We start from the raw sequence: 20,972 nt of genomic DNA, 5'->3' as shown, positions 1-20,972 counted from the left end.
CACTAGAGGAGTGAACGCGGTTACTGAACAGCCAGAAACAGCGACCGATGCTGCGCAGCCCGACCAACAACGGGTTTCGTCGCTCCTGGCCTCGGCCGTCGATCAGGCGCGCGATGCCATCGACGCCGACGACCGGGAGATCGGGGACCACCTCGATGCCGTGACCGAGGCCGACTTCACCGTGACCCATTATTTCGAGGCCAACGTTCCCGGATACCGCGGGTGGCAGTGGTGTGTGGTCCTGGCCGGTTGCCCCGACAGCGACGACGTCACCATCAACGAGGTGGCGTTGCTCCCGGGGTCTTCCGCACTGACAGCCCCTGATTGGGTGCCGTGGGATCAGCGGGTCAGACCCGGCGATCTCAATCCCGGCGATCTGCTGGCGGCACCCGCCGACGACCCCCGGCTGGTACCCGGTTACGTCGACAACGGTGATTTCGATCTCGTCGATGAAGAAGCAGCTGTTGCCGAGGCAATCGGGCTCGGCCGCAAGCGGTTGCTGAGCCGGGATGGTCGTCTCGACGCCGCGCAGCGGTGGGTCGACGGCGATCACGGACCGGCAGCCGACATGGCTCGCAGTGCTCGGCACAATTGCCTCACCTGTGCGTTCTATCTACCGGTGGTGGGTTCGCTGCGCGCAGCGTTCGGCGTCTGCGCCAACGAGTTCTCCGCTGATGGCCATGTGGTCCATGCCGAGTACGGCTGTGGCGCCCACTCGGATGTGAAAGCCCCCGAAGGTGCCGGTAGCCCGGCGTTCGATGCTTACGACGACGGCGCGGTCGAAATCCACGCGAACTCCTGAGCGCGCGTGATGGCGCACTCCGGCGGGCGTCGCTCCTCGTCCTCGGCGTCCCCGGACGTCGGGGAATCCCCGACCGTTACCGACCCGTTTGGTGTTGACCGGTTGCGGGACGCGATCGTGGCGTCCTGGATGGCGTCGCCCACCCGGTTGCACGAGGACACCGCGGCTGAATCCGATCTTGTCGGTGTCGGATACCGCGATCGCCTGCTGACCGAGCTCGTCGCGAACGCCGCCGATGCGGCCACTGAAGCCGGTGCCGCCGGCCGGGTGGCGGTATGGATCGATGACGGTGCTCTGCATGTCGCGAACACCGGCGCCCCGCTCGACCGTTCCGGGGTGCAGGCCCTGACCGCATTGCGGTCGTCGAGCAAATCCGGGGAAGGTCTCGTCGGCCGGTTCGGTGTCGGGTTCAGTGCGGTGGCCGCCGTCACCGATCACGTCCAGATCCGCTCCCGTACCGGGTCCATCGAATTCTCCGCCGAGCGCACCAGGGCCCAGCTCGCAGGCACCGACCTCGCTGCGGATCCGGTGCCGACGCTGCGGCTGGCATGGTCGATCGATGCGCTCCCAGCGGCCGGCTTCGACACCGAGGTGGTGCTCGACCTCGATGGCGCGGTCGATGCGGCGACCATGCTCGCCGAGTTCTGCGTCGAGAGTGTGGAGCTGCTGCTGGAATTGCCTGCCATCGAGACGATTTCGGTAGGCTCGGAAACCTTCACCCGGACCCGCGACGATGACCTCGTCACCATCGGGGCGCAGCGGTGGCGTGAATACGTGGCACCACACACCCGATGGTTGCTCCCGCTGCGGGGCGGGCAGGTCACCGCGGTGGCGCCGGGTGTGCTCCGGGCACCGACCCGGACCGACGTCGAACTGACGGTGCCGGCGATCTGCATCGGTGACGTGAGGCTGACGGCGGATCGTCGTGGCCTGCATCCAGATGCCGATATAGCCACGCTCGCAATCGGTTACGCGGAGTTCGCCGCCCACCTGCCGCCCTCGGAACGGCTGGTGCTGATCCCGTCGCCGGGTTTCGCGGCCAGCCACGAGGACGATCGTCTGCGGACCGCGCTGATCGGGGATCTGACTCGGGGGCGGTGGCTGCCCGGTGCCGATGGGGAGGATCTGATTCCCTCGCGCGCCGATGTGCTGGTCGATCTGACGCCGGGGCTCGCGGCCTTGATCGGAGAGATCATCACCACGCTGGTGCATCCGGACCTGTCCGAGCGGTCGGCGCTGAGTCGGTTGCGCTCGGTGGGGGTCAGCGAGATCGGGCTTGCGCAGGTCGCTGCCCGGCTCACCGGCCTTCAGCGTGAACCAGGCTGGTGGGGAAGGCTTTACGCCGAACTGTTGATGCCGGCGCAGGGACAGGTGGACGAACTGGGCGCGTTGCCGGTGCCGCTGGTCGACGGCCGGACGATGCCCGGAGCCCGCGGCACGGTACTGCCGCCGTACGTCTCCGACGGCGTCAACGCCTCCGACGATGATGCGGATACGGCAGCACCGTCGTGGTTGCCGACCGTTCATCCGGACGCGGTACACGAACTTCTCGAGCGTCTCGGCGCCCGGCGGATCTCGGTCGGGGAGATGCTGGCGGATCCGGCGCTGAAGGCCGAGGTCGAGTCGGACCCGGAGAGTGAACAACTCGCTCGGAGCGTACTGGGTCTTCTTCGCGGATCACCGGATTCACCGGTTCCGGGTTGGCTGGGCTCACTGGCCCTGCCGACGAGCGACGGCGATCTTCGTCCGGCGGACGAACTCCTGCTGCCCGGCAGTCCGCTGGCTGCCGTGCTGGTTGAGGATTCACCATTCGGTGTCGTCAGTCCCGATTGGGTGGAGCGGTACGGGGCGGCGGCCCTGCGGGCACTCGGTGTCGGATGGGACTTCACGCTGACCCGGGAGGAGTATCCAACCGGCCCCGAACATGATCTGCCCGACGAATCGCAGTGGTGGGCCACGCTTGTCGACGCGCCCCAGACCCTGGTCGCCGTCCGCGATCTCGACCTCGTCGATCCGGACAGGTGGCCCCGCGCGCTGAGCCTGATGGCGACATCCCCCGACGTGGCCCCGCTGCTCGCAGACCGGCGCGGTTACACTGCCTGGTGGCTACGGCACTACGCCGTGATCGACGGGGTGCGGCTGGGCGGGTGGCGGGCTCCGAGCGACATCTCCGCGTCGGGTCTGATCGATCCGCTCGATCACCCGCACGCGGACGACATCGCCGGGGCCCTCGGCAGTGCCGATGTGGAAGACACCGAGCAAGCTCGGATGGTGTTGTCGCACTTGGCAGATGCGGGTCGCGAGATCACGCCGTCGGTGGCGTTGACCGCCCACACGGAATTGGCGCGTGCACTACGCGACGGCCGGGTCCACCTCGAACACCTCGAACCCCCCGAGGGGTTTCGCACGTTGGCCGGCACGGTCGCCGCGGACGCGGTCGTTCTGGACGCACCGTGGCTGGCGGCGGCGCTGGACCCGGCCCAGACCGTGTCGGTGATACCCGGTGAGTTCTCCCTGGCCACCAATCTTGCTGATCTGCTTGATATCCCGACCGCCACCGAGGAATTCGTCGGTGGACCGGTTGCCGTCGGCGTGGAATCGACGTGGGGTGCCCAGCCCTGGGCACTGCGATCTGCCCTGTCGCAGAATCGCGAGATGCCGGCCGGTCCCATTCGCGTGCACTCTGGGCTCGTCGTGGAACTGCGGCGAGGTGATGTCAGCGCCGAGCATCGGGTGCCGTGGTGGCGTGACGAGAGCGGGTTGATACATGTTGATGCAGAGTCCGGCGTCATTCCCGGCTGAACTGGCGCAGAACAGTGGCCAGGCAACGTCGTTCGGTCCGGATCAGTACGTGCTCGACTGGATGGTGGACCACCGGACACCCGCCTGGACAGCGGCGATGAGGGCGATCACCACATTGGGTAACACGGTGACGCTGTACCTGGTCGTGATCGTTGTTGTCATTGCTTTTGCGATTGCCCGAAAATGGCAGCTCGTGCTGTTCGTCGGTCTCGGCTCAGCGGTGGGTTCACTCATCATGGTTGCCCTCAAGGAACTGTTCTCCCGCGATCGGCCGCCCATACCGGAGCGGTTGATCGATCTGTCGAGCCACTCGTTCCCCTCGGGCCACGCCATGTGTTCGACGATCGTGTACGGATTGATCGCGGTGGCCCTCTATCAGGTGAGCCCCTGGGTGCGGTCGCATGTGTGGGTTCTGGTGTTCGCGCCGCTCCTCGCGCTGAGTATCGGTGTCTCCCGGGTCTATCTCGGAGCGCACTGGATGACCGATGTCATCGCCGGGTGGATCCTGGGGGCGCTGTTCGTGGCGGCCGCGACGTGGATCACGTTCAGGTCAGGCCCTGTTGGGCCGCCGGACTCCCTCTCCGCACCGCAAGCCTCTGCAGGTACACCACAAAACATCCGAAAAGACCCACCCCAAGCCCCACCAGGCAAATCGTGAGTGTGTTGTCGGTGCCGAGGTCCCAGATCGCCACGACGAGGGTGGCGATCAGCCAGGCTGTCATTCCGACGATGATCACCGGGCCGGGTGCGGTCCATCGGGCGGGTAGTTCGGGAAGTCCTGAGGCCATCGGGTCAGGATAATCGATTTTGACCACGTGTGAAGTCTGATCGTTCGACGACGCCCGTGGGTTGAGTATGCGCAACCGGTGTTTAGGGGTAGCTCAATTGTGAGGTGAACAAATGAAATGTGGGCTATTCATCACGCATTTCGTTCAGGCTCACCTATTCTCAATGCCGTGGACCAGAATGACGAGAAGTTGCCGAGTGACCTGGCTATTGCCGTGGTACGACTCACCAGGCATCTGCGTGGCCGCCGCGCGTCGTCCGTGGTATCGCTGACCCAGCTGTCGGCCCTGTCCACACTCAAACGTGAGGGGTCGATGACCCCCGGCGCCATCGCGGCCCGCGAGCGCGTCCAACCGCCGTCGATGACGCGCGTGATCGCCTCGCTCGCAGACCTGGGAATGATCAAGCGTGAACCTCACCCGACCGACGGCCGGCAGGTGATCGTGACCCTGACCCCCGCGGGCGATGCGTTGGTGGTCGACGAGGCGAACGCTCGCGAGGAGTGGTTGCGGGCTCAGCTCAAACGGCTCGATGACACCCAGCTGGAAACATTGCGTGGCGCGGTGGGCATCATCGAGGGGATTGTCACCGAGAGCGACTGAGGCGGCTGAGGTCAGGTGCCGCCCCGTTGCTCAGAAGAACGTGCCGGCCACCGGTTTGCGGTCGGTACTGAACGCCTGGTCGAACGCGTGCAGCGTGGGCCCGTCGACGGTCCACAGCCGTTGCGCCGCAGCGAAGTCAACAGCCCGATACGCCCCTAGGTACAGGCTGCCCAGCACCGCGATGTCCACCCGGACGGTGGGTTCGGCATCGGTCACGGTCACCGTCGCCCGGCTTCCGTTGATCGCCACGTTCCAGCGGCCACCGGATTCGCGGTAGGGGTCGGTGACCTCGAGCACGAACTCGGTGTCGTGCCCGTACTCCCGTAGCGAAAGCGCCTGTGCCACATTGAGTATGCGCAGCCACATGCTGTCCCGGATGCCCGTGACCGTCGGTGCCCGCAGGTCCGTGAGCTTGAGGGGGAGTGGATCGTCGACCGGTGTGGTGGCGGTGACCGCCGGGATCAGGTCGAGCCCGGACAGCACCCGCCACAGCTCGGTATGTGCCTCGTCGGTGACGGTGAAGATCTCGGAAACCTCTGCAATGGTGGAAGTTTCGGATTCGTGGTGAATTCGGTAGCTGGCGTAGCCGTCCGGATGCAGCAGGTAGTGGAGGCTGCTGCGCCCATTCCGGAGGATGGGCCGATCGGCGAAGATCATGTTCCACCACACCGATGTCCGGGCGAGGGCACCCGGGCGGGTCGCGGCCCAGCGGTCGTGGATCTCGGGGACCGATGCGCGGATCTGGTCGGCGTCGCCGAACCGGACCTCGGATTCGTCCGGCGCCGCTGACCGCAGGGCGGTCTTCCGCAGATCAAGGCGCACAGAGTTCTCGAAAGCTGCTGGACCGTAACCGAATCGCTCGTAGATGGTGCCTTCGGAGGCAGTCAGGATCGAGAAGACCGACTGCTCGCGTTCCCACTGCTCGAACAGTTCTGTGATCATCAGCCGGAGGATTCCGCGACGCCGGTGCGTTGCGGCGACCGATACCCAGGACAGCCCGGGCAGGCTCACCTGGTGGCCGCCGGGGATGGTCATCTTCATCCGGAAGAACATCGACACGCCCACCAGGACGGGGCGCTGCGGGTCCGAGGTGTCGTGGACCACCACGACGTCGCCGTCGGCGACTTTCGATCGGATGTCGGCCAGCGCCTCGTCGTCGAGTGGTTCGACAAAAGCGAACGCGCGCGCATCGACGATCGCGATGTCGGGCCAGTCGGATTCGGTTGCGCGACGAAGCGTCAGATTGCCTTTGCTCACCCCTCCAACTTGTCACATCGCGGGTCGGGCAGACTATCCGGATGGCCGGATCGAACACCCAACCAGGCGCTATCAGGTCGGATCTTGCAGCGATCGTGATCGATATCGATGATCCCGCGGATCCCCGGGTTGACGACTTTCGCGACCTCAACTCCGCCGACCGGCGCCCTGACCTGCCGTTACTGCCGGGCGGAACTCCGGGCAAGGCTCTTGTCGTCGCCGAAGGTGTGTTCGTTGCGCAGCGCATGGTGGCGTCCCGGTTCTTGCCGCATGCATTCCTGGGGGTGGACAAGCGGCTCACCGAGCTCGCACCAACCCTGTCCGGCGAATCGGTTGCCGGTGTGCCGTTCTATCGGGTCAGTGCCGATGTCATGGCGGAGGTGGTCGGATTCCATCTGAATCGGGGTGTCCTCGCCGTGGCGCGCCGCCCCGAGCCGCTTGCGCTCGCCGACGTGCTCGCCGATGCCCGGACGGTGGCCGTGCTCGAGGGTGTCAACGATCACGAGAACATTGGGAGTATCTTCCGGAACGCGGCAGGGCTGGGGGTCGATGCGGTGATCTTCGGTGGTGCCTGCGCTGATCCGCTCTATCGGCGATCGGTCCGGGTATCGATGGGCCATGTCCTCCTGGTGCCCTTCGCCCATGTCGACAGCTGGCCATCGGACTTGGAAGTTCTCCGCGACAACAACTTTCGGATCATCTCCCTGACACCCGACGCCGCTGCGCCACCGCTGTCCGATGCGGTGGACGCCGAGCGCGTGGCCTTCATGGTCGGGGCCGAGGGCCCTGGGCTGTCGGAGGCCGCGATGCGCGCCGGTGACGTGCGGGCCCGAATCCCGATGGCCCGGGGTACCGATTCGCTGAACGTGGCCACGGCTGCGGCACTGGCATTCTACGAGCGGGCCCGCTGACCCGCCGAATCGCCGGCTGATGCGGACCGGCGTCACTCAGGACTTGGGGCCGAAGCCGAACCAGCGGGCCACCCGGCCCGGAGTGTGCGGCTTCGCGTCGCCCGTTTCGCCGTGCTCGCCGTTGATCGCATCGGGGCCCGGCGCCAGCGCGAGTTCCACGTCGGCTTCGGTGGGCTGATAGCCCGCGGGGCGGATCGCGAAACCCGAGACGGTGATGTGTGCCGGGTCGGAGTCGTCGTCGCCGAGCGGTGTCGTGAATCGGAAGCCGAGCCATTCGCGGATGGCCTGTTCGGCGAACTCCTGTGGATGGAACGGCAATGCCTGCGGATCGGGTTTGGCGCCATCTGCGTACAACAACGGGTGCTCGCCGGCCCAGAACGGTCCTTCGAATATGAAAGGCAGACCGGTGTTTTCGTGAATCGTCACCGGGTTGGCCGAGAAGGAACGTCGCAGTGTGCCGTTCTCCCACCGGGCGAACGCACCCAGCGACGATTCCGGCTCGGTGTGCAGCACGATCACCGCATCCGCGGGCACTGCGGTGACCCACGACTCGGGCAGGGCGGACGGCGTGGTGGTCGAGAGGACCGGGCTGGTGACGACCACGAGTGAGCCGTAGACACCGACGAAGAGCTGATCATCAGCCGGAGTCGCGGCGGCTGCCAGACTTGCCTCGCCGATGGGTACTGCGGTGAGACCCGGGCACAACGCTCCGGCCAGGCTTGCCGCTGCCGCGGGATCGTGCTGCAGGCCTTGTCGGATAGCGGCTTTCGGATCGTTCGAGTTGACGAACCAGAGCATCGACGCCTTCGCTGCCAACTCAAGTCCTTTCGTGGGTGCCGACCAGTCTCACGTACCGAACAATTAAACCCGCCTCACGGGTTGCCGCTGCTGCGGACCCCGAGAAGTACATCCTCCCAGGCCGGGACGGAAGGCTTGCGGCTGCCGCGACCTCGTTTGCGGTTCGCATCCGATTTGTCCTGGACCTCAGGGCTTTTGGGGCCGGGTTGCGGAGCAGGCGATTCCGGGGCGCGAGTTGTTTCCGGTGTCGGGTCGACGTCGTGCGGGTCGACGTCAGCAGCGTCGGCGGTGACAGTGGGCACGTTGTCGGCGTCGTCCACCGGGTCGATGTGGTTGTCGGACGGCTGCTGTCGGGTTTGTGCAGAGAGCGGCCGCGGTGTGCGGCGGGCCCGCTGTTCGCCGGTAAGGGAGTCGGCGTCCACCGTGACCTCGCCCGAGCCGTCGGACTTCACAGTCAACCGCGCCGGACGCGAAATGGGTGACACCCGTGCCGCCTTGGGCGGCGTGTAGTCGAAGGAGAGTTCGGGATGATCCGGGTCGGAGCTGTCAACCATCGGTGGGACGGGGGCGACGCTACGCAGCGGCCGGCTCAGGTCCGGATCGATCAACTCGTCCGCGACCTCGTCGATCGCCTCGACCGTCCCCGAGTTGGAACCGGGAAGATAGCGCCAGTGAGCGCGGTTGACCGAACGCCCGACGCGCCAGCTCACCTGGACGATCCAGCGGTTGTCCTCGGCCTTCCAGGCGTCCCACTCGGTGTCGTCGGGATTGTGTCCACGGGCTCCGAGCGCGGCGGCAACCACCTCACCCAGCGTGGACAGCGCGGGTCCGTCGTAGCGCAGCGGGTGTGCGGCAGCGGCGAGTTCGGCAGCGCGGGAACGCTCGAGCAGAACCGGATGGGCGAAACGTTCGACACGATTGGCCGGCACCCCGGCGGCCGCGGCCACCTGGGCGACCGTGGCGCCCGCGCGGATCCTGGCCTGGATCTCGCGGGGCCGCAGGGTGCTCTCCATCTCGATCTCGATCTGTCCCATCCGGGTCAGATCTCCGCGGGCGGCTGCCCGCAGGGTGTCATCAGCAGGGATACGGAACTTCTCGCCCGACTCGGTGTCCTGACAGATCACCTTCTTGCCGTCCGGCTCGAGGCCGATGACTCGAAGCTCTCGCATCTGCTTCTCCTTCACGTCTCGGAGCTAGCCGGTGAATCTGTGTCGGTGTGCATTGGCGTCAGAGTAATCCAGTCAGGCCGAATTCGAGGGTGTGACACGCGTAAAAGTGCCAGCTCAGCAGGGGTGTGCGAAGTGGAGTGAAACGGCTACAGGGCGCCGACGACGTAGTCGATGCACTCGGTCAGGCGGCTGACGTCGTCGGGTTCGACGGCCGGGAACATGCCGATCCGGAGCTGATTGCGGCCGAGCTTGCGGTAGGGCTCGGTATCGACGACTCCGTTGGCGCGCAACACCTTAGCGACCGCCGCGGCATCCACGTCGTCGTTGAAATCGATGGTTCCGACCACCTGGCTGCGGTGTGCGGCATCGGCCACGAACGGGGTGGCGAACTCGCTGGCCTGCGCCCAGTTGTACAGGCGTGAGCTGCTGTCGGCGGTCCGGGCGGTGCACCAGTCCAAGCCGCCATTGCTGTTCATCCACTCGATCTGATTGGCGAGCAGCAGCAGCGACGCGACGGCCGGTGTGTTGTAGGTCTGGTTCTTGCTGCTGTTGTCGACGGCGGTCGGCAACGACAGGAACTCGGGGCACCAGCGATCCGATGCGCCGATGGTGGCGATCCGATCGAGCGCGGCCGGGCTCATCAGCGCGATCCACAGTCCGCCGTCGGACGCAAAGGACTTCTGCGGTGCGAAGTAGTACACGTCGGCGTCCGCGACGTTGACGGGAAGACCGCCGGCGCCGGAGGTCGCGTCGATGGCGATCAGGGCGTCGCCGGCGAGCTCAGGACGGCTCACGGGCAGTGCCACACCGGTCGAGGTCTCGTTGTGGGCCCAGCCGACGAGGTCGACGCCGTCGAACTGCTCGGAGGTGATCGTGCTGACGCTCGGTGCGGTGCCGGGCTCGGTCGAGATGACCACCGGATCGTCCAGGAACGGCGCCTTCTTCGACACGGTGGCGAACTTGCTGGAGAACTCGCCGTACGTCAGGTTCAGGGCGCGCTTGGAGATCAGACCGAATGCCGCGGCGTCCCAGAATGCGGTGGTGCCGCCGTTGGAGAGAACGACCTCGTAGCCCTCGGGGAGCGAGAACAGGTCGGCCAGTCCGCTGCGGATCGCGCCGACAACGTTCTTGACCGGAGCCTGGCGATGGCTGGTGCCGAAGACGGAGGCGCCGGTGTCGACCAGCGACTGCAGCTGCTCGGGGCGAACTTTGGAAGGGCCACAACCAAATCGGCCGTCGCTGGGCAAGAGGTTGGCCGGAATGGAGATCGATTCGCTCATGGCCATCAGTCTAGAGACCCCCGCCACGCCCGATGATGGTGGGTTTTGGTTAGCGTGACCTGGGGTTTTGTTCACCAGATCCCACCATGACGTGCGTCACTTCGGCGCGATGGTGTCCCAGCCCTCGACATCCTCGGGGCGCCGCGGTGCGGCACCCACATAGAGCGCAGCCGGACGGACCAGCTTGCCCAGCCGTTTCTGCTCCATGATGTGGGCGCACCATCCGGCGGTCCGTCCGCAGGTGAACATCGCCGGCATCATGTGCGTCGGGACCTCGGCGAAGTCGAGGATGACCGCGGCCCAGAACTCGACGTTTGTCTCGATCGCGCGGTCGGGGCGCCGTTCGCGGAGTTCGGTGAGCGCCGCCTGTTCGAGCGCTGCGGCGATCTCGTATCGCGGCGCGTTGAGTTCTTTGGCGGTGCGGCGCAGGACCCGGGCGCGGGGGTCCTCGGCGCGGTACACGCGGTGGCCGAAACCCATGAGCTTTTCTTTGCGGTCGAGGATGCCCTTGACCAGACCGCGGGCGTCCCCAGTGTGTTCGACTTCTTCGATCATCGGCAACACCCGGGCGGGCGCGCCACCGTGCAACGGTCCCGACATCGCGCCGATGGCACCGGACAACGAGGCCGCGACGTCGGCGCCGGTGGAGGCGATGACGCGGGCGGTGAACGTGGAGGCGTTCATGCCGTGCTCGGCGGCACTGACCCAGTAGGCATCGATCGCGCGGATGTGTGCCGGATCGGGTTCGCCCTGCCAGCGGGTCATGAAACGGGCTGTGACGGTGTCACATTCGTCGATGACCTTCTGGGGGACCGCCGGCTGGTGGATGCCGCGGGCCGACTGTGCGACGTACGACAACGCCATCACCGAGGCGCGGGCGAGGTTGTCGCGTGCGATCTGGTCGTCGATGTCGAGGAGCGGCTGGTAGCCCCAGATCGGTGCGAGCATCGCGAGACCGGCCTGCACGTCCACGCGGACGTCACCGGTGTGGATGGGCAACGGGAACGGTTCGGCCGGTGGCAGCCCGTCGCCGAACCGGCCGTCGACGAGCAGTGCCCAGACGTCGGAGAACGTGACGTTGTTCTCGACGAGATCTTCGATGTCGACGCCGCGGTACCGGAGATTCCCGCCGTTCTTGTCGGGTTCTGCGATCTCGGTGGTGAACGCGGTGACACCCTCGAGGCCTTCGACAAAACCTTCGGGTATTTCGACGTTGACTGCCATCGCTCGAGCTCCTTGCCGTTGCCCTGTGTTCATCCTCACTAGGACTGTAGTGCCAGAGGCGTTCTCCGGTGTGCCGGGAGTAGCGTTATCGGCCGTGGAACGCGAACCGATCGATCTGGCCAATATGCGGATGGCCTACGCGGCATCCGGGGGTATCGGGCGGCGGGGATCAGGGGACCAGGCGGCCGGTGCCGACGGCGTCAAGGACAATCTTGATCCGATCTGGCTCGCGGGTGATCCACCGTGGCTCGAACTGTTCGGCAAGTGGCTACACGAGGCCGTCGACGCGAGTATCCCGGAACCCAACGCCATGGTGCTGGGAACGATTGATGCCGCCGGCCACCCGTCGACGCGGACGGTCCTCTGCAAAGGTGTGGACGCCGGCGGGGTCACGTTCTTCACCAGTTATGAATCCGACAAGGGTCGGCACCTCGACGCGGTTCCACATGCGGCGGTGACGTTTCCGTGGATCGCGATGGAGCGGCAGGTCCACTTCCGTGGTCCGGTGACGAAGGTACCCGCCGAGCAAACCGCCGACTACTGGACCAAGCGCCCACGTGGTTCTCAGCTCAGCGCTTTTGCGTCCGAGCAGTCCGCGCCGATCGAGTCACGCGGAGCACTCGAGGACAAGGCGGCCGCCGTCGAGGCCCGGTTCGGAGGCGAACAGCAGGTTCCCGTGCCCGCCCATTGGGGTGGTTACGTGATCGAGCCCGTGGAGGTCGAGTTCTGGCAGGGCCGCGCGAACCGGTTGCACAATCGTGTCCGATGCACACTGGTCGACGCCCGATGGGCGGTGACAAGGTTGCAGCCGTAGATGTTTGACGGCTTGTCGGGTCGCCGCGCGTGACCCGCCGCTTCCTCGTTGACACCACCCCGCTCAAACACCCACATTTTCGTCGCCTGTGGTGGGCGAACATCGTCACGGTCATCGGTGCGTAGCTGACGGTGGTCGCTGTCCCCGCCCAGATCTATCAACTCACCGGCAGCTCCGCGTATGTCGGGCTGACCGGTGTTTTCGGGCTGGTGCCGCTGGTGATCTTCGGGATGCCGCGAGCGCTGTTCCCGCAGATGGCCCACGAGAGCTTCGGCGGCCCCGAAGAAGGTGGTTTCGCGTTTGCGTTGCTGTTCTCGGCGATTGCGCTCGGTGCGCTTGCCGGCGGCATCTTCTCCGGCTGGGGTGTCCCGGATCCATCGGCAGGGTCTGGCGGCCATCATCTGCGTGATCATCTGGGGTGTGGCCATCATCGGAGTCGGAATCTGTGTCGCATTCGCGGGCAACACAGCTCTTCCGATGTTGCCGATCACGGTGGGACTTCTCATGGTCTGTGGTGCGGCCGACATGGCGTCGTCGGCGTTCCGTCAATCGATCCTCTTGTCCGCCGCGAGCGATGAGATGCGTGGGCGGCTGCAGGGTGTCTTCATCGTCGCGGTCGCCACCGCCGGCGGCTGACCCCCCGCGCTCCCGAAAGTGGTGGCTTCTCGCGACCAAAAGCCCAGGTGAGAGCCGCCAAAAGCCACCACTATCGGGAGCGGGCGGAGTCCTTGAGGAGTCCGGCGGTGTAGCCGACGACCTGTGGGTCGGACATCGCCTTCCACCGCGGTGCCAGCAACTTCATATATCGCTCGACGTACAGGAGTTGTTTGCCGACGAGCACCAACTCACGGGGCAGACGGGCATCGTAGGTTTTGGCTAGATTCGCGAGCTGCCGGCCCAGATCGGCATAGGACATGTCACCGAGATCGGTGCCACCGATGGGGGCCGCGACCCGGCGCAGATCCTTGGCGGTGTCCCGGACCGAACCGGGCTTGCCGAAGGTGCCGAGTGCGGCCAAGGCCTGGCCCGCCGCCTCGTAGTTGCTGCGCATCAGGTTGCCGAGTAGTTCACGCACGATCAGGCGGGACTTGTCATCGAAGCGCCCGACTATGCCCCAGTCCAACAGGACGATTCGGCCTTGGGCGTCCACCAGGACGTTGCCGGCGTGCAGGTCGCCGTGGAAGATCCCATCGGTGAACGCGGATTCGAGCAGGGACAGCAGCAGGGTCTTCACGATCTTGGTGCCGTCGTGGCCGGCCCTTCGAATATCCGCCACATTGTCGATGCGGATGGCTTCGACGAACTCGAGGGTGATGACCCGTTCGGTCGTGTAGTCCCAGAAGACTTTTGGCACCCTGACCTGGTCGGAAAACCGCGAGCCGGAGATGGCGGCGGTCCATTCCTCCATCGCGGCCGCTTCGGTTCGAAAATCGAGTTCGGAGTTGAGGTTTGCGGTGAAGTCTTCGATCACGGCCTTGGCACTGAGCATGCGGCCGTACGACGAGAACTCCACTACGGCAGCGGTGCGTTGCAAGATCTGCAGATCGGCGGCCAGCCTCGCCTTGATTCCGGGGCGTTGAATCTTCACCACCACGTGCTCCCCGGACACCAGCACCGCTTCGTGGACCTGGGAGATGGAGGCCGACGCGATCGGTTCGGGATCGAACTCGGCGAACACCTCATCGGGATCCCGGCCGAGCTGGTCGGTGAGGAGCCTGCGGACCTGCTCGGGATCGGCCGGGGGAACACGGTCTAGCAGCGTGCGGAACTCATCGGACAACACCCGTGGGAACACTCCGGGGCTCGACGCGATCAGCTGCCCGAGTTTCACGTAGGTGGGTCCGAGTGCGGCAAAGGTGTTCCGGGTCTCTCCCGCGCCGGTGGCGGCGAGGTCGTCGGATCCGAGAGCGCGAGCGGCAAATCGGGCCCCGCCGCAGACGGCCTGCCAGGCGGTTGCCCCGATGCGCGCTGCTTCACTGCTCAGGGGCACCTTTTGCAGTGTGAGGGGCGCGGTCGGTGTGGTCGCTGTCATATGTCCTCCGCAGGTGAGGAGGTGCGGCGCTCGCTGTGCCCTCCTCAGACTTCAGGTGGTCAGAATGCTTGGTGGACATGGTAGGGCATTTCGACTCTAGCGGTTGTCGACGTCGACGTGTGACGCTGCTGGGGTGACCACCGGCGGTGGTCGGTGAGGAGTGGAAGCCATGGCATCAGGTGCTCCGGTCCGGACATTGACAGGCGATGAGTGCTGGGAACGATTGGCCCGGTCCGAGTTGGGTCGGGTGGTGGTCTCGGTGGACGACGAGATCGACATCTTCCCGGTCAATTACGTTGCCCACGAAGGGCTGATCTTCTTTCGTACCGCGCCCGGCAGCAAACTTCTGAAATTGACCATCAACTCGTCGGTGCTGTTCGAGGTCGATGCGGCTTCGACCGGTGAAGGCTGGGCGTGGAGCGTGATCATCAAGGGCAGTGCGCGGAATCTGGTGTCGGCCGCGGAAATTGTTGAAGCGGACAAGCTTCCGCTGACACCGTGGATCGCGACGTTGAAGTACGAGTACGTCGAGGTGACGCCAGATCAGGTCAGCGGCCGCAGCTTTGCGCTCGGCCCTGAGCCCGAGCGTTACTGACCCGGAACCCGCGGCGCAGCAACGGTGTTGATGCGCACAGCGGTCAGTGTGTGACCGGGCATTCGCCGGTGTCGTTGGACTGCCAGGGGAGTTCGGCCCGGCGGGTGGCGGTCACCGGGCAGTAGTGCATCGCGCTGCCGCGCACGGCCTCCGGTGGCAGGTTGCGCCGCGGGGTCTGGAGCAGTGGGGCGTCGGCGGGAACCCTGCCCGACAGCCGATCCCACGCATCCCGACACCGCGGATGCTTGCGATAGCGCTCGGGCAGTGCCTGCATGAAGGTGTTGACCGCCTTGCCGAAGCGCCGGAACCGTCGCTCGTCCTTCGTGGACCAACCAAAGCCCATCATGTCGCGGACCGCGGGGTGATAGAGCCCGACCGTCAGCCAGGTGAGGAATCGCTCGATAGGTCGGATCATCACCTTCCAGATCGGCTGCGGCACCCCACCCATCCACGGTGGCGGTGGGAGTTCGGAGATGTCGAGGACGGTGCGCACCGCCGGATGGTCCTCGAGGACGTTGCGGCACATGTGATCCCAGTATTCGAGGAACTCCTCGTACGTGTCGGGACAGGGACGGGTGCTCACGCCGTACATTGCGTACCATGCGCGCGATTCTTCGAAGAGTTGTCTCTTTTCGGCCTCTGTGATGGGCGGCCCGAAGACCTCCGCGCACCGGATGTTGCCGTACCAGAACGTGGCGTGCGCCCAATAGAAGACGTCGGGATCAAGTGCGTGGTACCGGCTGCCGTCGGGCATCGTGCCCTTGATCTCGCGGTGGTAGTCCCGCACCTCGTGACCGGTGTCGGTGGTGCCGTCGAAGACCACCCCGATGATCGGGTACAACGACCGGTTCAGGCGCTGCCAGCGTTCGCCGAAGAAGTCCGAGTGTTCCCAGACCGCAGCGCCGAGTTTCGGATGCATGTTCTGCATCGACCCCGACCACAGTCCGATCAGCATGCCGTGCCATCCGCCGAAGAACTTCCAGGTCACCGAGTCCGGGCCCAGGGGCAGCTCGGGTTCGGCAGCGGGGTTTACCGGCGCTGCCGGCAGCTGGATCGGTTCGGGTTGTCGCACCTCGGTCAAGGTCATACCTTCCGTCGACAGACTCGCTGATGACTCACGCTCATGATGGCTCGCTGAGACGAAACTCTAGATCTGTCTCAGCGGTGTGTCAACGTTCACCTGCCTGCTCGGCGGACCTACCCGGTCTCGTCGATCGGGCGCAGTATTCGAAGGACCAACTCGACGATTCGTTCGACCGGGCGTCGACGTACCAGTGCGGCGGGTCCAACGATTCGCGTCCAGATGGCGCGTACGGGGCGACCAGGGCTTTCGACCTCATCCTCGCCGAGGGGCTACACCCTCCATGCATCGCGTGCTGGGTTCGGCCGGTTCTACGCGACCGCTGGCCGACCCGAATGATGTTGCGAACGAGGCACTTGATCACCTCGCCGAGGGGCCGATCTGGATCTTCGGTGCCGACCAGCCGACCGGCGGATCACCGTTGGGTGCGGTGAGCCGGCGTGATGCCGTGGTGATGATGAGCAGCGGCAAAGTGTCGGCGCGGAAGTGGCCCTGCCGGCTAGTCCGCCACGAATCGAACTTCTCTGCCGGGGGTCAATTGTGCTGCCGCATAGATGGAGTCGGCCACCAGTACACCCACCACCGGGTAGCCCCCGGTGGTGGGATGGTCGGCGAGGAAGATGACCGGTTGCCCGCTGGGCGGTATCTGTATCGATCCGAGGGCCACCGGTTCTGACCGCATCTCACCGACGTCGCTGCGGTGGCGCAATCCCTGATTCCCGTCGAGACGCACTCCTACCCGGTCTGATGCCGGGTTGACCGTCCAGATACCGGTGTACAGCGCGGCCGGGTCTTCGAGGTGATTGATCCGCGGCCCCGCCGATGCGTACAGCGGCACCGGGCGGTGGGGGTCGAGTACGTCCCAGGGGGCCTCGGTTGCCGATGGCCACGGGCCGGTGAGGTCTCCGACGGCCAGTTCATCGCCGGCGCGCAGCGGGGCCGGGCCGAGTCCCGACAACAGATCGGTCGATCGTGACCCCAACACCGGTGCGACGTCGATACCGCCGCGCACCGCGACGTACGTCCGCAGGCCACTGCGGGGTGATGGCACGAACAGCTCGGCGCCCGCCGGCAGGACGGTTGCGTTGTGGTGCCCACGGTCCACGTCGTCGATCCGGGCGTCGGCAGGTGCGCCCGTAATCGCGATCAGTACCTGTCGCCGGGCGCGAAGTCGCAGTCCGCCCAGTGTGACTTCCAGGCCGGCGGCCCATTCGGTGTTGCCCACCAGTCGATTCGCCAATTTGAGTGCCCGACGGTCGGCAGCGCCGGATAACGGTACGCCGAGGTCGGCATACCCGGCGCGGCCCAGATCCTGGACTGTGGTGAGCGGCCCCGGAGCGACCACGATCAGGTCGGTCATGTGTCCGCCCGCACGTCGGTGAATCGAACCACCGCGCCTGGGGTCAGAAGCGCCGGACGCTCGGAATTGTTGTCCCACAGAGCGATATCGGTGCTGCCGAGGAGCCACCACCCGCCGGGACTCTCCCGTGGGTACACAGCGCTGTACCCGGCCGCCACGGCGACGGATCCGGCCGGGACACGAGGGCGCGACTGTTCCCGCCGGGGGAGCGCGGTCAGAGTGGTTGCGGTCGAACTCTGTTGGGGCACGAGATAGCCGAATCCGGGGGCAAATCCGATGAACTGCACGCGCCACAGCGTTTGGGTGTGTGCTCCGATGACTTCGCTGACGGTCATGGCACAGGTCTCGGCCACCTCGTCGAGGTCGATGCCGGTGTAGCGCACCGGGATCGCGATGGGCTCGACGGACGCGGAAGTGGCGGTGGTGCCTTCGGTGAGATCGACGCGACGCAACGCGCGCCGAATCGACAGCTCGTCGAGACCGCGTCCGGGTTCGGCCTGCACCAGCACGGTCTCCGCTGCGGGAACCACGTCGAGGACTCTGGGCAGGGACCCCGCGGCCATGGCCGACTTGAGGACCGAATGTGTCTTCAGGGTGGCGATGGAAGGGTGCGGATCACCGCTGAAGTCGAGGAGCATCGCGTCGCGTCCGGCGGGTAGTTCGCGCATCGTGGGCCTCCTGTCGATCCGTCGCTGCCCTACCGAGTAAATCAGCTGCGCGGTCAACGGAATGAACAAGAACGTGAGAACGCCTCGTTGCCCCGGCGATGCCAGGACCTCTGCGCGGTCAGGACAGTTCGGCGAGGAGGTCGGAGAAGACGATGCGGCCGGCGGCCTCGATGAGGGCCAGGTGTGAGAAGGCCTGTGGAAAGTTGCCCAGATGAGGCCCGGTGCTGGTGTCGTATTCCTCGGCGAAGAGGCCGAGTGGTGAGGCGATGCTGATCAGGCGATCCATCAGGTCGCGGGCACGCTGTGTCTCACCGACTAGGGCGAGCGCGGATACCAGCCAGAACGAGCAGATCAGGAAGCTGCCTTCTTTCCCGGACAGTCCGTCATCGGTTTCACCGGTGCGGTAGCGCAGCACGAAGCCGTCTTCGGTCGGGTCGTTCGCGATCGCCGGCGGCGTCCGCGGTGTGACGACTCCCGTCGACCAGGGTCCATTCGGCCTCTGCGCGTCCGTAGTCGAATACCGGCTCGCACACCAGCTCGATCGCCATGCTGCCGGACAGGCATCGGACCGTACGGACAAGCGTGTGATCAGCGTCCTCGTCGGCGGGCGGGTATGCGGCGTGGTGTGTCTTCGCCGCGAGTGGGGCCCATCGTCGAAGCTGTGCGGACCTCGACCCACCCGGTGGTGGTATTCCACACTGTGGCAATGGTATTCGTTGCGGGCTCGTGGTGGCACTACGCCGGGACAATGACCCCGAACGGGCCGATCCGAAAGGTACCGGCCCCGCGATCGAGTAGGGAACCGAAGACGCTGGGGGAGTCGAACGACGGTACACACAGCCAGTCGATCGCTCCGTCCCCGGCAATCAACGCACCGGTATGGACAGTTCGACAGGAAGGCGTGGTCGGAGATCGGCGGGAGTCACGACGGTACCCACGGTTCCGGCCCGCGGTCCTGGCCGGACTGATGTTTGTCCGCCGGCAACCACGGTTCGTACCAGCGGTCCTGCCCGGGAAGCAGGTCATTCGGCGGGCCCCACGATCCCTTCGGGTAGGGCTGCACTGTCGGTGGCGCGTCGAGCAGCGGTTGCATCACCCGCCACGCCTCCTCGACACCGTCCTGGCGGGTGAAGCGCGCGCTGTCGCCGACCATCGCGGCGTGCAGCAATACCTCGTACGGGGTGGCGCCCTCACCGCCCTCGTCGGCGAACTCCATGTCCATCGTGATCGGTTCGGGTGTTTTGCCCTCACCGCGTTGCGCCTCGGCCTTGATGCGGATGCCGGTCTTCGGATCGAGTTTGATCACCAGGTGCGCCGGGTCGGGTTGATGCGTGGCGTCGAAAAACCACACCGGGGGCGGGCGGCGGAACACCAGCCGGATCTCGGTCTGTGTCACCGGGAGGCACTTGCCTGTGCGGAGGTAGAACGGCACACCCGACCAGCGCCAGTTGTCCACCTCCAGGCGCAGTGCCATATACGTTTCGGTGGTGGAATCCGATGCCACCCCGTCGACGTCCCGGTAGCCCTCGTACTGCCCCCGGATGTAGTTCGCGGGATCTGCTGCCGGGATTGCCCGATACACATTGACCATCGCGTCCTTCAACGCCGCGGCGTGCGACGCCGACGGCGCTTCCATGGCTGCGGCGGCAACGAGCTGCATCATGTGATTGACCACCACGTCGCGCAATGCACCGACGGGGTCGTAGAAATGCCCGCGGTCCGCGACATCGAACCTCTCGGCCATGGTGATCTGCACTTCGGACACGTACTGGCGATTCCAGACCGGCTCGAAGATCGCATTGGCGAAACGTAGGTACAGCGTTTCGGAGAACCCCTTTTTGCCGAGGAAATGGTCGATCCGGTACAGCTGGGATTCATCGATGTACTGGTGGATTTCTGCGGCCAGCGCGCGTGCCGAATCGAGGTCGTGTCCAAAGGGCTTCTCCACCACCACTCTTGCCGAGTCTGTGAGGCCGGCATCGGAGAGACCCTTGATCACGGTCGAGAAGAGGAACGGAGGGACCTCGAGGTAGAAGACCGGATTGTGCTTCCCGCTCAGGTGTCGGGCCAGCTCGTCAAAGGTCTCGGTCTTTCCGAAATCGCCACTGACGTAGTCGAATCGTGCCGCGAGCCGTGTGAAGACGTCCTCGTCCACCGGCTCACCGCCCGCGGTCTCGATCGAGGTGCGAGCACGGTCGACCAGATCGGCAACCGTCCAGTCATTCACTGCGACACCGACGATCGGGCAGGAGATCAGCCCGCGTTTCTCGAGTCGGTACAGCGAAAGAAAAGTCATCACTTTTGCCAGGTCACCGGTGATACCGAAAATCACCAGCACGTCGGCGTTCGATTGGTCTTTCTCCGAAATGGTGGAACCGGAATCGGCGCTCGCTGTCATCGGCACGTCACTTTCGGAGATTGGGTGGCCACCGGGCCTGCTCATGGTACAGCCGTCCGGTCGAGTGGGCAGCGCATTCGGGTGAATTTTCGATTAATGCGCACTCAGGTAGCGATGGAAACGCTGCGTCGAAATATGTACGGGGACAGGATGAGTCTGTGCCGTACGCGCATCGCTCCCGGGGTGGTGGTTGAGGCCACCTAGGTATCGAATGTGTCGACCGCGAAGCGTATCCGGCTCTACTGTGCTGATATTGCATTGGCCATCCACACTGGATCGCTTTTCGGTACTCGAGTTTCATGCGCGCCCTCGCGTCGGGAGCGGGAGGGCGGCACCCCGGGTGGAAGCGGTGTTCGGCATCGTGCCGAACGATATCCGGTTTGCGTCGTTTGG

General features: G+C 65.6%; 19 protein-coding genes and 2 pseudogenes. 8 read left to right on the top strand and 13 right to left on the bottom strand.

Going from position 1 to position 20,972, the window contains the following annotated elements; translation table 11 throughout:
* Positions 1–10: 10 nt before the first annotated feature.
* The 3 genes from VIQ49_RS20035 (at position 11) to VIQ49_RS20025 (ending at position 4,262) form a co-directional block, all read left to right on the top strand.
* Positions 11–802 carry a DUF3027 domain-containing protein gene (locus VIQ49_RS20035; RefSeq protein ID WP_414731672.1) on the top strand — a complete coding sequence of 264 codons (792 nt, stop codon included), beginning with the start codon at positions 11–13 and terminating at the stop codon, positions 800–802.
* Between the two features lie 129 nt (positions 803–931).
* A complete protein-coding gene (locus VIQ49_RS20030) occupies positions 932–3,604 on the top strand; it encodes a sacsin N-terminal ATP-binding-like domain-containing protein (protein WP_331887889.1) in 2,673 nt (890 codons plus the stop codon).
* On the top strand, positions 3,570–4,262 hold the full coding sequence (locus VIQ49_RS20025; RefSeq protein ID WP_331887887.1) for a phosphatase PAP2 family protein: 693 nt from the start codon (positions 3,570–3,572) through the stop codon (positions 4,260–4,262). The genes VIQ49_RS20030 and VIQ49_RS20025 overlap by 35 nt, the downstream gene beginning before the upstream one ends.
* Here VIQ49_RS20025 and VIQ49_RS20020 read toward each other — a convergent pair.
* A complete protein-coding gene (locus VIQ49_RS20020) occupies positions 4,150–4,392 on the bottom strand; it encodes a DUF2530 domain-containing protein (protein ID WP_331887885.1) in 243 nt (80 codons plus the stop codon). The two genes, VIQ49_RS20025 and VIQ49_RS20020, sit on opposite strands and share 113 nt — an antisense overlap.
* 168 nt (positions 4,393–4,560) lie before the next feature.
* On the opposite strand from VIQ49_RS20020, the gene VIQ49_RS20015 reads away from it, so the two are divergent.
* A complete protein-coding gene (locus tag VIQ49_RS20015) occupies positions 4,561–4,992 on the top strand; it encodes a MarR family transcriptional regulator (RefSeq protein WP_331887883.1) in 432 nt (143 codons plus the stop codon).
* Positions 4,993–5,022: 30 nt separating this feature from the next.
* Here the strand turns inward: VIQ49_RS20015 and VIQ49_RS20010 are convergent, their stop codons facing one another.
* Entirely contained in the window at positions 5,023–6,249 is a 1,227-nt protein-coding gene (locus VIQ49_RS20010) for a GNAT family N-acetyltransferase (RefSeq protein WP_331887881.1), read from the bottom strand.
* A 41-nt stretch (positions 6,250–6,290) separates the two neighbouring features.
* Here VIQ49_RS20010 and VIQ49_RS20005 point away from each other — a divergent pair, with 41 nt between their 5' ends.
* Positions 6,291–7,160, top strand: a complete 870-nt coding sequence (locus tag VIQ49_RS20005; RefSeq protein WP_331887879.1) for an RNA methyltransferase — start codon at positions 6,291–6,293, stop codon at positions 7,158–7,160.
* A gap of 36 nt (positions 7,161–7,196) precedes the next feature.
* Here VIQ49_RS20005 and VIQ49_RS20000 read toward each other — a convergent pair whose 3' ends face one another.
* The 4 genes from VIQ49_RS20000 to VIQ49_RS19985 all read right to left on the bottom strand — a co-directional run bounded on the left by VIQ49_RS20000 (position 7,197) and on the right by VIQ49_RS19985 (position 11,631).
* Positions 7,197–7,976, bottom strand: a complete 780-nt coding sequence (locus VIQ49_RS20000; protein ID WP_331887877.1) for a DUF6928 family protein — start codon at positions 7,974–7,976, stop codon at positions 7,197–7,199.
* Positions 7,977–8,032: 56 nt separating this feature from the next.
* Positions 8,033–9,127, bottom strand: a complete 1,095-nt coding sequence (gene sepH, locus VIQ49_RS19995) for a septation protein SepH (RefSeq protein ID WP_331887875.1) — start codon at positions 9,125–9,127, stop codon at positions 8,033–8,035.
* Between the two features lie 146 nt (positions 9,128–9,273).
* A complete protein-coding gene (gene serC, locus VIQ49_RS19990) occupies positions 9,274–10,407 on the bottom strand; it encodes a phosphoserine transaminase (protein ID WP_331887873.1) in 1,134 nt (377 codons plus the stop codon).
* 96 nt (positions 10,408–10,503) lie between these two features.
* The gene (locus VIQ49_RS19985; RefSeq protein ID WP_331887871.1) at positions 10,504–11,631 is read right to left on the bottom strand and encodes a citrate synthase 2; all 1,128 of its coding nucleotides are present in this window, start codon (positions 11,629–11,631) and stop codon (positions 10,504–10,506) included.
* Between the two features lie 124 nt (positions 11,632–11,755).
* On the opposite strand from VIQ49_RS19985, the gene pdxH reads away from it, so the two are divergent.
* Together pdxH and VIQ49_RS19975 are read left to right on the top strand one after the other, a co-directional pair.
* The gene (gene pdxH, locus VIQ49_RS19980; RefSeq protein ID WP_331887925.1) at positions 11,756–12,445 is read left to right on the top strand and encodes a pyridoxamine 5'-phosphate oxidase; all 690 of its coding nucleotides are present in this window, start codon (positions 11,756–11,758) and stop codon (positions 12,443–12,445) included.
* Positions 12,446–12,474: 29 nt separating this feature from the next.
* Positions 12,475–13,066: pseudogene (locus VIQ49_RS19975) on the top strand (MFS transporter); the annotation flags it as partial.
* Positions 13,067–13,151: 85 nt separating this feature from the next.
* On the opposite strand, the gene VIQ49_RS19970 reads toward VIQ49_RS19975, so the two are convergent.
* Complete coding sequence (locus VIQ49_RS19970; protein WP_331887869.1) at positions 13,152–14,477, bottom strand: AarF/ABC1/UbiB kinase family protein; 1,326 nt, start codon at positions 14,475–14,477, stop codon at positions 13,152–13,154.
* A 169-nt stretch (positions 14,478–14,646) separates the two neighbouring features.
* Between VIQ49_RS19970 and VIQ49_RS19965 the strand changes: the two genes are divergently transcribed.
* Complete coding sequence (locus VIQ49_RS19965) at positions 14,647–15,072, top strand: pyridoxamine 5'-phosphate oxidase family protein (RefSeq protein WP_331887867.1); 426 nt, start codon at positions 14,647–14,649, stop codon at positions 15,070–15,072.
* 43 nt (positions 15,073–15,115) lie between these two features.
* Here the strand turns inward: VIQ49_RS19965 and VIQ49_RS19960 are convergent, their stop codons facing one another.
* From VIQ49_RS19960 to zwf, 6 genes and pseudogenes are all read right to left on the bottom strand, one after another.
* On the bottom strand, positions 15,116–16,159 hold the full coding sequence (locus VIQ49_RS19960) for an oxygenase MpaB family protein (protein WP_331887866.1): 1,044 nt from the start codon (positions 16,157–16,159) through the stop codon (positions 15,116–15,118).
* Positions 16,160–16,652: 493 nt separating this feature from the next.
* Positions 16,653–17,513 carry a biotin-dependent carboxyltransferase family protein gene (locus tag VIQ49_RS19955; RefSeq protein ID WP_331887864.1) on the bottom strand — a complete coding sequence of 287 codons (861 nt, stop codon included), beginning with the start codon at positions 17,511–17,513 and terminating at the stop codon, positions 16,653–16,655.
* Entirely contained in the window at positions 17,510–18,181 is a 672-nt protein-coding gene (locus VIQ49_RS19950; RefSeq protein ID WP_331887862.1) for a 5-oxoprolinase subunit B family protein, read from the bottom strand. Before VIQ49_RS19950 ends, VIQ49_RS19955 begins: the two co-directional genes overlap by 4 nt.
* A 118-nt stretch (positions 18,182–18,299) precedes the next feature.
* A pseudogene (locus VIQ49_RS19945) lies at positions 18,300–18,629 on the bottom strand (glycoside hydrolase family 15 protein); the annotation flags it as partial.
* Between the two features lie 287 nt (positions 18,630–18,916).
* Positions 18,917–19,207, bottom strand: a complete 291-nt coding sequence (locus VIQ49_RS19940; RefSeq protein ID WP_331887858.1) for a trehalase-like domain-containing protein — start codon at positions 19,205–19,207, stop codon at positions 18,917–18,919.
* Positions 19,104–20,579, bottom strand: coding sequence for a glucose-6-phosphate dehydrogenase (zwf, locus tag VIQ49_RS19935; RefSeq protein ID WP_331887856.1), 1,476 nt, complete (start codon positions 20,577–20,579; stop codon positions 19,104–19,106). Before zwf ends, VIQ49_RS19940 begins: the two co-directional genes overlap by 104 nt.
* Positions 20,580–20,972 lie beyond the last annotated feature (393 nt).

Origin of the sequence: Williamsia sp. (assembly GCF_036566845.1) — a bacterium.
GTDB lineage: Bacteria > Actinomycetota > Actinomycetes > Mycobacteriales > Mycobacteriaceae > Williamsia.
The sequence above is the reverse complement of the archived record's forward strand: the minus strand, read 5'-3'. Positions and strand labels throughout refer to the sequence as shown.

Bases quoted from the DNA above. Each gene is read 5' to 3' on its own strand.
- VIQ49_RS20025 (WP_331887887.1), top strand. From the start codon at position 3,570: ATGTTGATGCAGAGTCCGGCGTCATTCCCGGCTGAACTGGCGCAGAAC.
- VIQ49_RS19970 (WP_331887869.1), bottom strand. From the start codon at position 14,477: ATGACAGCGACCACACCGACCGCGCCCCTCACACTGCAAAAGGTGCCC.
- VIQ49_RS20020 (WP_331887885.1), bottom strand. From the start codon at position 4,392: ATGGCCTCAGGACTTCCCGAACTACCCGCCCGATGGACCGCACCCGGC.
- serC (WP_331887873.1), bottom strand. From the start codon at position 10,407: ATGAGCGAATCGATCTCCATTCCGGCCAACCTCTTGCCCAGCGACGGC.
- VIQ49_RS20030 (WP_331887889.1), top strand. From the start codon at position 932: ATGGCGTCGCCCACCCGGTTGCACGAGGACACCGCGGCTGAATCCGAT.
- VIQ49_RS19960 (WP_331887866.1), bottom strand. From the start codon at position 16,159: ATGACCTTGACCGAGGTGCGACAACCCGAACCGATCCAGCTGCCGGCA.
- zwf (WP_331887856.1), bottom strand. From the start codon at position 20,579: ATGACAGCGAGCGCCGATTCCGGTTCCACCATTTCGGAGAAAGACCAA.
- VIQ49_RS19965 (WP_331887867.1), top strand. From the start codon at position 14,647: ATGGCATCAGGTGCTCCGGTCCGGACATTGACAGGCGATGAGTGCTGG.
- VIQ49_RS20005 (WP_331887879.1), top strand. From the start codon at position 6,291: ATGGCCGGATCGAACACCCAACCAGGCGCTATCAGGTCGGATCTTGCA.
- pdxH (WP_331887925.1), top strand. From the start codon at position 11,756: ATGCGGATGGCCTACGCGGCATCCGGGGGTATCGGGCGGCGGGGATCA.
- VIQ49_RS19985 (WP_331887871.1), bottom strand. From the start codon at position 11,631: ATGGCAGTCAACGTCGAAATACCCGAAGGTTTTGTCGAAGGCCTCGAG.
- VIQ49_RS19950 (WP_331887862.1), bottom strand. From the start codon at position 18,181: ATGCGCGAACTACCCGCCGGACGCGACGCGATGCTCCTCGACTTCAGC.
- sepH (WP_331887875.1), bottom strand. From the start codon at position 9,127: ATGCGAGAGCTTCGAGTCATCGGCCTCGAGCCGGACGGCAAGAAGGTG.
- VIQ49_RS19940 (WP_331887858.1), bottom strand. From the start codon at position 19,207: ATGACCTGCTTCCCGGGCAGGACCGCTGGTACGAACCGTGGTTGCCGG.
- VIQ49_RS19955 (WP_331887864.1), bottom strand. From the start codon at position 17,513: ATGACCGACCTGATCGTGGTCGCTCCGGGGCCGCTCACCACAGTCCAG.